Below are 15,502 nucleotides of genomic sequence, written 5' to 3' on the forward strand. Positions count from 1 at the left end.
AGGATATATGTGGATATTTTAAAATTACTGATGGTAGTCATTCTTATTGCATTAACAGGTTTTTTTGTAGCTGTTGAGTTTGCAATTATTAAGGTGCGTAGCAGTCGTATTGACCAACTCGTTAGTGAGAAACGACGAGGAGCATTGGCAGCAAAAAAAGTAACTTCAAATTTAGATGAATATTTATCAGCATGTCAGTTAGGTATTACAATTACCGCTTTAGGGCTTGGGTGGTTAGGCGAGCCGACTATAAAACATTTACTTGAGCCGTTGTTTTTAAAACTACACCTATCTTCTGCAATTGCAAGTACCGTTTCATTTATTATTGCTTTTGCAGTTATTACGTTTTTACATGTTGTTATTGGTGAACTTGCTCCTAAGACGTTCGCCATACAAAGAGCAGAGCAAGTTAGCTTATTATTATCGAAGCCACTTATTTACTTTTACAGAGTAATGTATCCGTTTATTTGGGCTTTAAATGGTTCTGCAAGGCTTGTAACAGGACTATTTGGGTTACATCCAGCTTCTGAGCATGAAGTTGCTCATTCGGAAGAAGAATTACGATTAATCTTATCTGAGAGTTATGAGAGCGGGGAGATTAATCAAAGGGAATTTAAATATGTAAATAATATTTTTGAATTTGATAATAGAGTAGCAAAGGAAATTATGGTGCCTCGTACGGAAGTTGTAGGTTTATATGAGGACGAACCATTTGAAACACATATTAAAATAATCGCACAAGAAAAATATACAAGGTATCCTGTATTTGGTGAAGATAAAGATGAAATCATTGGAATGGTTAATGTAAAGGATTTATTTATTCGTTATATGGATGGTAATCGGGACGAGGAGTGCTCGATTATGCCATATACAAGGCCGGTCATTGAAGTGTTAGAAAATATTCCAATTCATGATTTACTATTACAAATGCAAAGAAAACACATTCCATTAGCTGTGTTGTATGATGAATATGGTGGTACAGCTGGGATTGTTACATTAGAAGATATTTTAGAAGAAATTGTTGGAGAAATTCGAGATGAATACGATGAAGATGAACACCCGCCTATAGAGCATATAAGTGAAGGGTGTAAAATTGTAGAGGGGAAAGTGCTTATTAGTGAAGTAAATGATTTATTTGGCATCCACTTAATCGCTGATGATGTAGATACAATTGGTGGCTGGATTATGGTACAAAAGCAAGTCGTTGCTGAAGGAGATATTATTGAAAAACACGGCTTTTCTTTTAAAGTTCTAGAAAAAGATATGCATCAAATTAAACGAGTGGAAATAAAGAAGGGAGAAGAATGATTTTCTATAAAAGATATATATAGAAAATTAAATGTTTGCGCTTTCAAAAAAGGTGCTATATAGTGAAGGTGGACACTGAAAAATTCTTCTGAATGATACTCGTATTTTTAGAGGGCGAATTTTTTAAATAGGGATTTAGAATGAAAAGTATAGGTGATGAAAATGATAGCAACGAAGGATATACGTATAGAAAAAGATTTTTTAGGTGAAAAGGAAGTACCAAGTAGAGCTTATTATGGTGTACAAACATTACGTGCGGTAGAAAATTTCCCGATTACAGGGTATCGCATTCATCCATCACTCATTACGGCAATGGCAATTGTGAAAAAAGCGGCGGCACTTGCAAATATGGATACTGGTTACTTAGCGAAAGACATTGGACACGAAATTGCAGAGGCAGCACAAGAAATTGTTGATGGGAAATTTCATGATCAATTTATTGTAGATCCAATTCAGGGCGGTGCTGGAACTTCTATTAATATGAATACAAATGAAGTAATCGCTAATCGAGCGTTAGAACGTATGGGATATGAAAAAGGCGAGTATGCAAAAATTAGCCCAAATACGCATGTAAACATGGCTCAGTCAACGAATGATGCGTTTCCAACGGGAATTCATATTGCAACTCTTATGATGTTAGAAGAACTTCTTATTACAATGGAAGAACTTCATGCTGCTTTCCTTGCAAAAGCAAAAGAGTTCGATCACGTCATTAAAATGGGACGTACGCATTTACAAGATGCTGTTCCGATTCGTCTTGGACAAGAATTTGAAGCGTATAGCAGAGTGCTTGCGCGTGATATAAAAAGAATTAAACAATCTCGCCAACATTTATATGAAGTGAATATGGGGGCGACAGCTGTTGGTACGGGATTAAATGCAAACCCTACCTACATTGAACAAGTGGTTAAACACTTACGAACATTTAGCGGATTCCCACTTGTTGGTGCAGAGCATTTAGTTGATGCAACACAAAATACAGATGCATACACAGAAGTATCTGCAGCATTAAAAGTATGTATGATGAATATGTCTAAAATTGCGAACGACCTTCGTATTATGGCATCTGGTCCACGTGTTGGATTGGCGGAAATTCAATTACCAGCTCGTCAACCAGGTTCATCTATTATGCCAGGTAAAGTAAATCCTGTTATGGCAGAAGTAATTAATCAAGTCGCTTTCCAAGTAATTGGTAATGATCACACAATTTGCTTAGCGTCAGAAGCAGGACAACTGGAGCTCAACGTAATGGAGCCTGTGCTTGTATTTAATTTAATTCAATCTATCAGTATTATGAATAACGGATTCCGTGTATTCCGTGAATATTGTATTAAAGGAATTACAGCAAATGAAGAACTGCTGAAGCAATATGTTGAGAAAAGTGTTGGAATTATTACAGCAGTTAACCCTCATATTGGTTATGAAGTAGCATCACGTATTGCACGTGAAGCAATTGAAACAGGAAAATCTGTTCGGGAGTTATGTTTAGAACATGGTGTACTGACAGAAGAAGAATTAGATATTATTTTAGATCCATTCGAAATGACGCATCCTGAAATTGCTGGTGCTTCTTTACTAAAGAATAAGAAGATGTAATGTAAAAAAACACCGATCCATTTGGATCGGTGTTTTATTTTAAAAGATATTAAATACAGCGTTTAATTGAAGTAAGCTAATGATAGCTAAGAAGATTAAACTGTATTTCATTGCTGTTTTAAATAGGGCAGATTCTTTACCAACTAGTCCAACTGCTGCACAAGCAACTGCTACAGATTGTGGTGAAACCATTTTTGCCATTGTACCACCTACTACGTTTAATGCAACAAGAGTAGAAGGAACGATGTTTAATTGATCTGCAGTTACTGCTTGAAGCGGTGCGAATAATGAACCACTTGATACTACTGAACCTGTAATGAATACGCCAATCCATCCTAAGATTGGAGAAAGAATTGGGAATGCATTACCAGTAGAAGAGAATGCAAGTCCAAGTGTAGATGACATACCAGAGTAGTTTTCCACGTAAGCTAAAGCGATAACACTACAGATTGTATACACTGGAGCTTTTAGTTCTTTTATTGTTTCAACCATTAATTCTTTAACCATTTTACCTTTTACGCGGTACACGATAAGTGAAACGATAATTGCTAATACGATTGCAGTAGTTGTAGATGAGAATACATCAAATTTGAAAACCGCTGCGAAAGGTGTATCAGCTTTTGTAATTGGTGTAGTTTTCATAACAGCGTTATGAAGACCAGGGAATTGAATGTTAAATACTAGGTTTGCTAGTGCGCCATCCGGAGCAAATAAAGCTTTAATTGGTTTTAAATTAAAGATTGTTACAAATGCAGTTAAGAATACGAATGGAGACCAAGCATATAAAATTTGATTGAATGTATGAGATTCTTTTTCTTCGTGTTTTTCTTCTTTAGCAGAAGATTTTGGCTGCCAAACACGTAAGAATAATGCAAGAGAGATCATACTTACAACGGCTGCGAAAATATTAGTAAGTTCTGCACCTAAGAAGTAAGTTACAACGAACTGAGTAATTGCGAAAGAAATACCACTTACAAGAATACCTTGCCAAGTTTCTTTAATACCTTTAATTCCATCGACCATTGAAACAAGTAAGAAAGGTAATACAATACTAATGAATGGTAGAATAAGAACAGTTTGACGACCGATAGTTAATGCATCTAATTCAGTTAATTGTGCTGGTACTGTAACTGGGATACCCATAGCGCCCATAGCACCACCAGCGATGTTTGCTACTAAACAAATACCTGCTGCTTTTAATGGATTAAAGCCCATACCTACAAGTAGTGCAGCTGTAATAGCAACTGGAACCCCTAGACCAGCTGCGCCTTCTAAGAAAGCACCGAAAGAATAAGCGATTAATAATACTTGTAAACGTTGATCATTTGTAATGCTTGAAATACTATCACGAATGATGTTGAATTGCTCTGTTTTAACAGTTAATTTGTAAAGGAAAATTGCTGCGATAACGATAGTACAAATTGGGTAAAATCCGGATAAAATACCGAATCCGGCAGATGCTACAGCTACTGTTGCTGGCATTTTATAAACGAATATAGCAAGAATAATAGCGACAATCACACTGTAAAGCCCAGCGATATAACTTTTCATTTTCAGTCCCATTAAACAAATGATGAAGCAAAAAATTGGAAGTGCTGCGATTAGAGCAGATAACCAAATATTGTTTAATGGGTCATAAATTTGTGTCCAAGTACTCATAATAATGACAACTCCTATCTATTTTATGTGAAGAAATTCACATTATTTGTGAAACTATTCACAATCAACTTACATGCTTAGTATATTCTCCTTCAACACTATTGTCAACGTAAAAAAGTATAATTATTCCATAATAGTGTTAAAAGAAATGCTTTGTTCATAAAGTAGACAAAAAGCCCACTCAAATCTATTTGAGTGGGTGAGATAAATGATTTACATATTCTTTTCTTATAGTTGTTTATACATTATTGATCCTACAGCTCTATAATAGAGACCGTCTTTGTATTAAATATAGAGCTGCAGAATGTACCGCTTGCCCTATTTGATCAAGTTAGGAGTGGGACAGGAAATGTATTTAATAGGAAGTATTCCATCATAGTTCAAGCTAGTGAATATGAATTAAAAAGTAATAAGTTAATATTTAATGTTACGGCAGCTCTTTTTACTGAAAATTCCTTTTAGCGTAACAAAGAGGTTAAATATAACCCAAATACGTTACGATAGGTTATCAATTATAGACGGTATTTTACAATATCATTACTGCACATTGCAATGAGGTGAAAATATAACAAAAAGCCTGATAAAACAACGTTTGCAAGCAAAGTATTTGCAGCCCGTTATTTTGCTTTTTCGTTATATCGTATAGTATAATATTCAAAATCAGCAAGGAATTTTTCCTGAGTCCTTTGCTGGTTAAGGTGGAAAAATTTTTCAGCTTTATAGGTTGATAAAGTTATGTCGTAACAGGAAATATAAGAACAGATATATAAATAAATAAAAAGAAAATAAAAACGAAAATGAGGGGAACTTTATGAGCCAAAATCAATTCGAATGTCGTATTTCAGAAGAAGATGTACAAATGTTAAGAGCGTTAGCGCATCCGTTGCGTCTACGCCTAGTAATGGAACTAATGCAACGTGGAACATGTAACGTAACACAATTACAGGAAGTGTTAGAAATTCCGCAATCAACAGTTTCGCAACATTTAACGAAATTAAAACAAAATAAAGTAGTACGCTTTGAACGACGAGGACTGGAAGTGTATTATCAAATTCATAATGATAAAGTAAGTGAAGTAGTAAAAACATTATTTTCTTAAAATTTGAATATTATGGAAAAAGACGTATGGGATCTACGTCTTTTTTTGTTAGAAGGATGATATGAGAAAGAATGTTAATGGGTAAGGAAAAAAGGCTAACCATTAAAATGTTGCTATATGGAATATATTCTAAAAGGAAAAGAAAAGATAGAAAGGAGTGTAATAAGTAAAAGGAGGGATAATAGAATGGATGTAAAACGTGTGAAACAAATTTTATCTTCTTCAAGTAGAATCGACGTTACATATGAAGGTGTACCAGTATGGATTGAGAGCTGTGACGAGCAGAGTGGGGTTGCTCAAGTGTATGATGTATCTAATCCTGGAGAAAGCGTCCACGTGAACGTGACGGCTTTAGAGGAGAAGTAATAGAAAAGACGCTTCTAAATGTTTAGAAGCGTCTTTTTATTTCTTATTCCATCATATGTGCAATTTTCTTAGAGAACATAAGAAGTACTAATCCGAGTACGATTACGATAATACCGATACTTGCGAATACTTCTAAATATCCTAAAGATTGAGTGAAAGCAGCTAATTGTCCTGCTAATAAGTTTGCGAAGCCAGTACCAGCTAACCATACACCCATTAATAATGATGCTAATTTAACAGGAGCGATTGCACTTACCATAGATAATCCGATTGGTGATAAGAATAATTCACCAATTGTATGGAACATGTAAGTGAATACGATGAATAGTAAGTTTGCTTTCATTGTAATGTTACCTTCGTCGCTACCAGTTTTTAATACAGCTAAAGTTAGAACTAAATATCCAATCCCTAGTAAAATCATACCAAATGCCATTTTTGTTGGGATTTTCAAATCACCATTTTTTGTTTTCGAAAGTTTAATCCATAATGCAGAAACAGGTAATGCTAGTAAGATAATGAATAGTGGGTTTACAGATTGGAACCAAGGTGTTGGAATTGTAAATCCACCAATTGTACGATCCACAAACTTATCTGTGTAAAGTGTTAAAGAACTACCTGCTTGCTCAAATCCTGCCCAGAAGAATACTACGAAACAAGTTAAAATTAAAATTGCAGCAGTACGTTTTTTCTCTTGTGTTGTTAAAGGTTTTTTCTCGATTGCTTTTGCATTTTTTTCTTTAGATTTTTTCCCTACAACAGTTGTTCCGATAGACCCTAAGTAACGAGGTGCTAAGAAATTAAAGGCAAGCTGTCCAATAATCATACCGATACAAGCTGTTAAGAAACCGTATCTATAGTCTGCGAAGTAACCGCAAATGAATGGAGCGATAAGAGCACCTAAGTTAATTCCCATGTAGAAGATAGTGAAGGCACTATCACGACGAGAATCGTTTTCGCTATATAATTGACCTAATAAAGTCGAAATATTTGGTTTGAAGAATCCGTTACCAATAACTAATAATCCTAATCCTAAAAATAGTCCAGTTTTTGTGTTCATTGAGAATAGTACAAAGTTACCAATTGCCATGATGATACCACCAATAGTAATGGCATGGCGCTTCGTAATGAAATGGTCAGTTAACCAACCACCGATAATCGGTGTGAAGTATACTAACATTGTGAAAATACCGTAAATTTGAACTGCAACTGCTTTATCAAATCCTAAACCGCCGCTTACTAAGCTCGTTGTTAAATAAAGAACTAATAAGCCACGCATTCCGTAATAACTGAATCTTTCCCATGCTTCTGTAAAGAACAACAAGTATAACCCTGGTGGATGTTTTTTTGGTGATTGTTGCTCTCCAGCTTTGTCTAATTTTAAAGCTGCATCCATTTTTGTTTCCCCCTAATCCTGTATAACGGATATTTATGTAATCATTTTAATTTACAAAATATTTAGAAGTCAATAGAATTATATGGAAATAGAAAGAAAATTTCTAAAAAAGTTCTATTTCACTTCGACCGTTACTGTATTTTGCCCTGAAAACGAGATGATAAGCGTTTTCAAATGTAATAATTGAATTCTAAAAGAAAATAAAATAGTGATTAATCAGAAAATTTAGATTAAAATATTTATTCTGATATAAAGAAAATACATTCTATTTACTTTTATAATATAACATATTGGGAATAAAAATACAAAATGAAATAATGTGACATTTAAGTGAATTGAAAAATAACCAGCTCCATAGAAGCAGAGCTGGCTAAGGAAAGATTATTTAACAAAGCGTTTTTCGATATCATCTAATAGTAGGTTAGCAGCCATTACACCACCAGCTGTATTCCAAATCACATCATCAACTTTGTATGCTTTACCATTTTTTACTGCATTTAAGTTTTTAAATAGCGGATCATTGATATATTCCTTTTCTAATTCAGAGCCTTTTTTCTCGTTTCCTTTATCGAATGTGAAGTAGAATAATACATCGCCATCCATTGCAGAAATACGTTCTTTAGATACGTTACGCTCTGCGAAGTCATCTTTATTTTGATCACCAGGACGTTTAAATCCAAGTTCTTTTAAAATAACACCAGAGAATGTATCACCATGATAAATACGAACATCACCAGGCATGAAGCGAACCATAGAGATTTCTTGATTTACTTTATCACCTAGTTTGGCTTTTAAATCTTTCATACGTTTATCGTAATCAGCTAAAACCTTTTGGCCTTCTTTTTCTTTATTTAATGCTTTCGCATAAAACTTGAAGTTATCTTTCCATTCACCACGTAATGTTTCAGAGAACACAGTAGGTGCAATTGCTTTTAGTTGCTCGTACACTTTTTCGTGACGCATTTTGTTACCTATAATCAAGTCTGGTTGTAAAGAAGCGATTGTTTCTACGTTCACTTGTCCTTCATCACCAACAACTTTTACATCTTTCATTTTATCTTTAATATGTGGATACCATGGATCACCAGTCCAAGATTTTACAGCCCCAACTGGTTTCACACCCAGCTCAAGTAAAGCTTCAGTTCCTTCGTTTGTTAAAATAACTACACGTTTTGGATTAGCAGGAACTTCTGTTTTCCCCATTGCATGTTCAACTGTAATCATTTCTTTTTTTGTATCTTCTTTCGTATTTGATTTTCCACAAGCACTTAAAAGTAGTGAAAAGGCTAATAAAAATACAAATACTGTAAACGATTTCTTTCGCATGAAATTCATTATGTACCCCCTACATAGTGAGAATTTTTTTCAATAGCAAGCATGATAATAATACTTCATGGCCTCGTTGTCAATGAAAATAATTCTCATTTCCGTTGACAATGAGAATTAAGTTGAAATACACTTACAACGTATCATTATACATTGAAGGGGAAACGCTGCATGTTATTAAAAACAAATCAAGCAAAATGGATTGGATTATTTGTTGGGATCATTGCAGTCATTACTTGTATTTGGGGAAGTATTATTTTTGGATATACAAATACGAGTTGGAAATTAGCGTTAGATGCTTTTTTCCATTTTAATGGTTCCAATGAACATATTATTATTCAAAATGTGCGTCTACCAAGGGCATTAATTGCAGCAAGTGTTGGTGCTAGTTTAGCCATTGCAGGTTGTCTTATGCAAACTTTAACGAAGAATCCACTTGCTTCTCCAGATTTTATTGGATTAAATTCAGGTGCTGCTTTCTTCATCGTTGTAGCAATTGTTATTTTTTCCGTGACGTCATTATCAGCCTTCACGTGGATTGCCTTTTTAGGGGCAGCAGTTGCAGCTGTACTTGTATTTGCTTCTAGTTCTTTAGGAAAAGAGGGGACAACACCTCTTAAGTTAACATTAGCAGGGGTCGCAATTAGTGCGTTATTTTCATCATTAACACAAGGATTACTTGTTTTAAATGAAAAGGCGCTTGAAGAAGTATTATTTTGGCTTGCCGGATCTGTGCAAGGAAGAAAGTTAGAAATTTTACAATCTGTATTCCCGTATTTATTAATAGGCTGGATTGCATCTATTATGATGGCAGGGAAAGTAAATACATTGATGATGGGGGAAGACGTTGCAAAGGGACTTGGGCAACGAACGATTTTAATGAAATCATTCGTGTTACTTATTATTGTCCTGTTGTCTGGTGGTTCAGTTGCCGTTGCTGGTCCAATTGGATTTATTGGAATCATTACCCCGCACTTTTCCAGATTTCTTGTTGGAGTAGATCATAGATGGAGAGTGCCGTATAGCGGCTTGTTAGGTGCAATACTATTAATCTTAGCTGATATCGCAGCAAGATATGTCATTATGCCACAAGAAGTACCGGTAGGAGTTATGACAGCATTTATTGGTGCGCCGTTCTTTATTTATATTGCACGTAAGAGAGGGCTTAGCAAATGAAGAAGTATATTCCGTTTCGTATAGGAAAAGGCGGGCTCTCGTTTTTAATGTATAAACGAGCTTGTCTCGTCTTATTCAGTTTACTAGTTGTTTTAATAGGATTATTTTTTGCGAGTGCAGGTATGGGAGACATGAAAATTGCTCCTTATGATGTATGGCAAGCGATCACTGGAAATGGCGATGCGATGTCAAATATGGTTGTAAATAAGTTTCGTATGCCGCGTATTTTAATTGCTATTCTTGTAGGGATCGCACTTGCGATCGCAGGATGTATTTTACAAGGCCTCGTCCGAAATCCACTTGCTTCTCCGGATATTATCGGGATTACAGGTGGTGCAAGTGTTGCAGTTGTATTGTTTTTAGCTATATTTAGTGATAAAAATAATGCGCTAACTGTAAGCATTCATTATATGCCGCTAGCAGCCTTTGTTGGGGCAACAATTGTAGCGCTTTTTGTATATTTATTTGCATGGAGAAATGACGGGTTATCGCCGATTAGTCTTGTTTTAATTGGTGTTGGGTTTTGGGCATTAACGAAAGCGGCAACGACTTTGTTTATGTTATTAGCGCCAATTTATCAAGCAAGTCAAGCGAATGTATGGATTACGGGTACTGTTTACGGTTCTTCATGGCAAAATGTCATGGTACTTGCGCCGTGGGTTCTCATTTTAACGATAATATCATTTATAGCTGCTAGACATTTAAATGCGCAAGAGCTAGGGGATGATATTGCGGTAGGACTTGGTGTTCCTTTAACGAAGTCACGCGTATTCATGTTATTACTTAGTACAGCCTTAATTGGTGGAGCAGTTGCCTTTGCTGGAGGAATTGGATTTGTTGGTTTAATGGCACCTCATATTTCACGAAGACTAGTTGGTTCTTTATATGGTGCATTACTCCCAGTTGCGGCGATCGTTGGTGCAATTTTAGTACTTGCTGCAGATTTAATTGGGCGTACAGTTTTCACCCCACTTGAAATTCCAGCAGGGGTATTTACATCAGCAATTGGTGCACCTTATTTTATTTATTTACTTTATAAAAGTCGGAATTCATAAAGGGAGATGAATATGCAAAAAGCATTGGAGACGAAACGTTTGACGTTGTCTTATGGTGAAACAATTATTATTGATGAGTTGAATTTAGAAATTCCAAAAGGCGAAATTACAATCTTCATTGGTTCTAACGGTTGCGGGAAATCAACTTTATTACGTTCACTAGCTAGATTGTTAAAACCAACAACTGGTGACATTTTGTTAGATAATCAAGCGATTCAAAGTATGCAAACGAAGCAAATTGCCCGTCAAATGGCAATTTTACCGCAAGGACCGCAAGCGCCAGAAGGTCTTACAGTATTGCAACTTGTAAAACAAGGGCGTTATCCATATCAAACATGGCTGAAACAGTGGTCAGAAAAAGACGAAGAAATGGTACAGAAGGCACTTGCAGCAACAGGGATGACAGAATTTGCTGAGCGTGATGTGCATGCTCTTTCAGGTGGACAACGACAACGCGCTTGGATTGCAATGACGCTTGCACAAGATACAGATATTATTTTATTGGATGAGCCTACTACCTATTTAGATATGACTCACCAAATTGAAGTGCTAGATTTATTATTCGAATTAAATGAAAAAGAACAAAGAACAATTGTTATGGTACTACACGATTTAAATTTAGCCTGCCGTTATGCAGACAATATTGTAGCCATTCAAGATAAACAAATATATGCACAAGGTAAGCCAGAAGAAGTAGTAGATGAGAAGCTAGTACGTGATGTATTCCGAATGGAATGTCAAATCAGTACAGATCCATTATTTGGGACGCCACTTTGTATCCCACATGGAAAAGGAAGACGTGTACGTAAAGAGGTTGCTCAGGCAATGAGATAATGAAAAAGACGATGAGGGGTTCATCGTCTTTTTATTTTCGGCAAGAGAATAAGAGGAAGAGGGGGATACGTAAACGACGTTCATATTCTTCCGCGTTTTGAAAATAAGTTTGATCTGGTGTAGCTTCTTTTAAATTTGTAATTGTAAATCCAGCTTGTTGTAATAGTGTAAAATATTCTTCCGTTGTACGATGATATTTAATAACTTCTTGATCAATCCAAGGTTCAACCCGTTTGCCTAGTTTAAAGTAATCATCGACGAGCCAACTCGTTCTTTTTCCGCTCGTTTGCAAGCTTTCAAATGAAGAGGTAATAATAGGGTGTTGAACGCTAAAAGTAAAGGTTCCATTTGTCTTTAAAGTTTCGTACACATTTTGAAAAATGATAGGAAGATGTTCGATATAATGTAAGGCGAGTCTAGATGTTACTAAATCAAAAGTAGAAGGAGGGTATGTGTAGTCTTTGAGGTTTAAAAAATGAACGGCGCCATTTTTGTTTTCTAGTTGTTTTTTAGCTTTTTCATACATAAGTTCGGAGCCTTCAATACCAGTGTAAGAGTGGCAGCCTTTTTCTAATAACTCTTCACCGAACTTAGCATCACCGCAGCCTAAATCAAGAATTCGCTTTCCTTTAACATCACTAATGAGTTGAAAGAAGGCTGGTTTTTCAAGTGCCTCATTTGGGCTATTTTCTCGATATCTTCGCTTCATATATTGTTCAAAAAATGCTTCGTTATTATATACATCTGATTCAGTAAATGCCATGATTGAAGCCTCCTTACATATTTTTTTTATTCTACCAAATATGAAAAGTAAATAATAGATTTCTTGTAATGAATCGTATATAATCTAGAATTGTAAGCGGTTACTTTAAACTATTTTTCTATAATAAATTCTGAAAACGTGTTAAGCTAGTAGAGGGATTATTAGAACTATTAAGACAATAATTCGCTTACATGAACGATGGGAGGCTTCACGATGTCTAGTAAAACACTTGCAAAATTTTTAGAAGAAAATTTAGAGGATTTAAAATCAAAGGGGCTTTATAACGTAATTGATCCGCTTGAAAGTTCAAATGGACCAATCATTACAATTGGTGGAAAAGAATATATTAACTTATCTTCAAACAACTATCTTGGATTAGCAACAGATAGCCGTTTGCAAGAAGCAGCAATTGGTGCAATTCATAAGTACGGCGTTGGAGCAGGAGCTGTTCGTACAATTAACGGTACTTTAGATTTGCATATTAAATTAGAAGAAACAATTGCAAAGTTTAAACATACAGAAGCAGCGATTGCTTATCAATCAGGATTTAACTGTAATATGGCAGCGATTTCAGCTGTTATGGATAAAAATGATGCGATTCTTTCAGACGAATTAAACCATGCTTCCATTATCGATGGTAGTCGTCTATCAAAAGCAAAAATTATCGTTTATAAACATTCTGATATGGAAGATTTACGCCAAAAAGCAATCGCGGCGAAAGAATCAGGTCTTTACAATAAATTAATGGTCATTACAGACGGTGTCTTCTCAATGGATGGAGATGTTGCAAAACTACCAGAAATTGTTGAGATTGCGGAAGAATTAGATTTAATGACATACGTAGATGATGCACACGGTTCAGGTGTACTTGGAAAAGGTGCAGGAACTGTAAAGCACTTCGGTCTATCTGATAAAGTTGATTTCCAAATTGGTACATTGTCAAAAGCAATTGGGGTAATTGGTGGATATGTAGCAGGAAAACAAAACTTAATTGACTGGTTAAAAGTTCGTTCACGTCCATTCTTATTCTCTACAGCATTAACACCAGCTGATGCAGCAGCTTGCATGAGATCCATTGAAATCTTAATGGAAAGCACAGAGTTGCATGATCGTTTATGGGAAAATGGTCGCTATTTAAAACAAGGGTTAAAAGAACTTGGCTTTAACATCGGGGAAAGTGAAACGCCAATTACACCTTGTATTATTGGTGACGAAGTATTAACACAAGAATTTAGTAAACGCCTAAATGAAGAAGGCGTATATGCAAAATCTATCGTGTTCCCAACTGTAGCTAAAGGAACCGGACGCGTTCGTAATATGCCAACAGCAGCTCATACGAAAGAAATGTTGGATGAGGCAATTCGTAAGTATGAAAAAGTAGGGAAAGAAATGGGCATCATTTAAGTAAAGACATCTTTTGAATAGCTTGCAAATGAGGAGTGGGGAAAATGAAAAAAATTCTAGTAACCGGTTCTTTAGGGCAAATTGGTTCTGAACTAGTAATGAAACTTCGTGATGTATACGGCGCATCAAATGTTATTGCAACAGATATTCGTGAAACAGATAGTGAAGTAGTAACATCTGGTCCATTTGAAACGTTAGATGTAACAGATGGACAAAAACTACATGATATCGCAAAGCGTAATGAAGTAGATACAATTATTCATTTAGCAGCTTTACTTTCAGCAACAGCAGAAAAAAATCCATTATTTGCATGGAATTTGAATATGGGCGGACTTGTAAATGCATTAGAAGCAGCTCGTGAATTAAACTGTAAATTCTTCACGCCAAGTTCTATCGGTGCATTTGGTCCATCAACGCCGAAAGATAATACGCCACAAGATACAATTCAGCGCCCTACTACGATGTATGGGGTAAACAAAGTAGCAGGAGAATTACTATGTGATTATTATCATCAAAAATTTGGCGTTGATACGCGCGGTGTACGTTTCCCAGGTTTAATTTCTTATGTAGCTCCTCCAGGAGGGGGAACAACTGATTATGCAGTTGAAATTTATTATGAGGCGATTAAAAAAGGCACATACACCTCATACATTGCAGAAGGAACATACATGGATATGATGTACATGCCAGATGCTTTACAAGCGATCATTTCATTAATGGAAGCTGATCCAAGTAAACTTGTGCATAGAAACGCGTTCAATATTACAGCAATGAGCTTTGAGCCGGAGCAAATCGCAGCATCAATTCGTAAACACATCCCGGCGTTTACGATGGATTACGCTGTAGATCCTGCTCGTCAAACAATCGCTGATAGTTGGCCAAACTCTATTGATGCAACAGCAGCAATGAAAGAGTGGGGCTTTAAAGCAGAATACGATTTAGACAAAATGACAACGGACATGCTTGCTAAGTTAAAAAAAAAGCTCACAGCTGAGTTAGTGATGAATTAATAGGAAGGGTCGATTCTTAGGAATCGACTCTTTTAATTGAAGGAGAAAAGCAACATGCAAAGAGTTGATGTCGTATATGCACTAATACATGACGAAGAAACAGATAAAATATTAATGGTACATAATGTAGAACAAAATGTTTGGTCATTGCCGGGTGGGGCTGTTGAAAAGGGTGAAACGTTAGAGAAAGCTCTAGTAAGGGAAGTAAGAGAAGAGACAGGTTTAACGGCTATGGCAGGTGGACTTGTTGCGATCAATGAAAAATTCTTTGAAGAATCAGGGAATCATGCACTATTATTTACATTCCGAGCGAATGTAGTAGCAGGTGAACTTATTACAGAAGATGAAGAAGAAATTTCTGCAATAGAGTGGGTGGACAGAGCAATTGCAAATGAACGATTCCCATTCTACGATGGTGGATTTGAGGCATTATTAGAAGTAGCCATTCCATACAAGTTTCAGCCAGAAACAAAGTGATTGAAAGAAAAAAAACAGGAGCGCAACGCTCCTGTT

General features: G+C 35.8%; 14 protein-coding genes. 10 read left to right on the top strand and 4 right to left on the bottom strand.

Going from position 1 to position 15,502, the window contains the following annotated elements:
* The first annotated feature begins 9 nt into the window (after window positions 1–9).
* Together ACTFRN_RS17390 and aspA are read left to right on the top strand one after the other, a co-directional pair.
* On the top strand, window positions 10–1,308 hold the full coding sequence (locus ACTFRN_RS17390; RefSeq protein ID WP_000353306.1) for a hemolysin family protein: 1,299 nt from the start codon (window positions 10–12) through the stop codon (window positions 1,306–1,308).
* 162 nt (window positions 1,309–1,470) lie between these two features.
* Window positions 1,471–2,904 (top strand): aspartate ammonia-lyase, encoded by a 1,434-nt coding sequence (gene aspA, locus ACTFRN_RS17395; RefSeq protein WP_000562154.1) that lies wholly within the window; start codon window positions 1,471–1,473, stop codon window positions 2,902–2,904.
* Window positions 2,905–2,943: 39 nt separating this feature from the next.
* Here the strand turns inward: aspA and ACTFRN_RS17400 are convergent, their stop codons facing one another.
* The gene (locus ACTFRN_RS17400; protein ID WP_046646284.1) at window positions 2,944–4,563 is read right to left on the bottom strand and encodes an L-lactate permease; all 1,620 of its coding nucleotides are present in this window, start codon (window positions 4,561–4,563) and stop codon (window positions 2,944–2,946) included.
* An 811-nt stretch (window positions 4,564–5,374) separates the two neighbouring features.
* Here ACTFRN_RS17400 and ACTFRN_RS17405 point away from each other — a divergent pair.
* A complete protein-coding gene (locus tag ACTFRN_RS17405; RefSeq protein WP_000081429.1) occupies window positions 5,375–5,662 on the top strand; it encodes an ArsR/SmtB family transcription factor in 288 nt (95 codons plus the stop codon).
* 186 nt (window positions 5,663–5,848) lie between these two features.
* Complete coding sequence (locus tag ACTFRN_RS17410; protein ID WP_000382683.1) at window positions 5,849–6,028, top strand: acid-soluble spore protein H; 180 nt, start codon at window positions 5,849–5,851, stop codon at window positions 6,026–6,028.
* A gap of 43 nt (window positions 6,029–6,071) precedes the next feature.
* Here the strand turns inward: ACTFRN_RS17410 and ACTFRN_RS17415 are convergent, their stop codons facing one another.
* Both ACTFRN_RS17415 and ACTFRN_RS17420 read right to left on the bottom strand, forming a co-directional pair.
* On the bottom strand, window positions 6,072–7,421 hold the full coding sequence (locus ACTFRN_RS17415) for a peptide MFS transporter (RefSeq protein WP_000338308.1): 1,350 nt from the start codon (window positions 7,419–7,421) through the stop codon (window positions 6,072–6,074).
* A gap of 381 nt (window positions 7,422–7,802) precedes the next feature.
* Window positions 7,803–8,756, bottom strand: a complete 954-nt coding sequence (locus ACTFRN_RS17420; protein WP_088106336.1) for an ABC transporter substrate-binding protein — start codon at window positions 8,754–8,756, stop codon at window positions 7,803–7,805.
* Window positions 8,757–8,918: 162 nt separating this feature from the next.
* Here ACTFRN_RS17420 and ACTFRN_RS17425 point away from each other — a divergent pair, with 162 nt between their 5' ends.
* From ACTFRN_RS17425 to ACTFRN_RS17435, 3 genes are read left to right on the top strand one after another with little or no spacing between them, the layout of a single operon-like run.
* Entirely contained in the window at window positions 8,919–9,923 is a 1,005-nt protein-coding gene (locus ACTFRN_RS17425) for a FecCD family ABC transporter permease (protein ID WP_000925208.1), read from the top strand.
* Window positions 9,920–10,978 (top strand): FecCD family ABC transporter permease, encoded by a 1,059-nt coding sequence (locus ACTFRN_RS17430; RefSeq protein WP_088106337.1) that lies wholly within the window; start codon window positions 9,920–9,922, stop codon window positions 10,976–10,978. The genes ACTFRN_RS17425 and ACTFRN_RS17430 overlap by 4 nt, the downstream gene beginning before the upstream one ends.
* Window positions 10,979–10,990: 12 nt before the next feature.
* Complete coding sequence (locus ACTFRN_RS17435; protein WP_001167956.1) at window positions 10,991–11,812, top strand: ABC transporter ATP-binding protein; 822 nt, start codon at window positions 10,991–10,993, stop codon at window positions 11,810–11,812.
* 31 nt (window positions 11,813–11,843) lie between these two features.
* On the opposite strand, the gene ACTFRN_RS17440 is transcribed toward ACTFRN_RS17435, so the two are convergent.
* A complete protein-coding gene (locus tag ACTFRN_RS17440; protein WP_000885935.1) occupies window positions 11,844–12,575 on the bottom strand; it encodes a class I SAM-dependent DNA methyltransferase in 732 nt (243 codons plus the stop codon).
* Between the two features lie 213 nt (window positions 12,576–12,788).
* Here ACTFRN_RS17440 and ACTFRN_RS17445 point away from each other — a divergent pair, with 213 nt between their 5' ends.
* Genes ACTFRN_RS17445 through ACTFRN_RS17455 form a run of 3 tightly spaced genes read left to right on the top strand, consistent with a single transcriptional unit; the run spans window position 12,789 to window position 15,466 of the window.
* Entirely contained in the window at window positions 12,789–13,979 is a 1,191-nt protein-coding gene (locus ACTFRN_RS17445) for a glycine C-acetyltransferase (protein ID WP_000095906.1), read from the top strand.
* Between the two features lie 44 nt (window positions 13,980–14,023).
* Window positions 14,024–14,989 (top strand): L-threonine 3-dehydrogenase, encoded by a 966-nt coding sequence (locus ACTFRN_RS17450; protein WP_000723136.1) that lies wholly within the window; start codon window positions 14,024–14,026, stop codon window positions 14,987–14,989.
* Between the two features lie 54 nt (window positions 14,990–15,043).
* Complete coding sequence (locus ACTFRN_RS17455) at window positions 15,044–15,466, top strand: NUDIX hydrolase (protein WP_088106338.1); 423 nt, start codon at window positions 15,044–15,046, stop codon at window positions 15,464–15,466.
* Window positions 15,467–15,502 lie beyond the last annotated feature (36 nt).

It is taken from the genome of Bacillus cereus group sp. MYBK245-2 (assembly GCF_051916145.1).
Lineage (GTDB): Bacteria > Bacillota > Bacilli > Bacillales > Bacillaceae_G > Bacillus_A > Bacillus_A pacificus.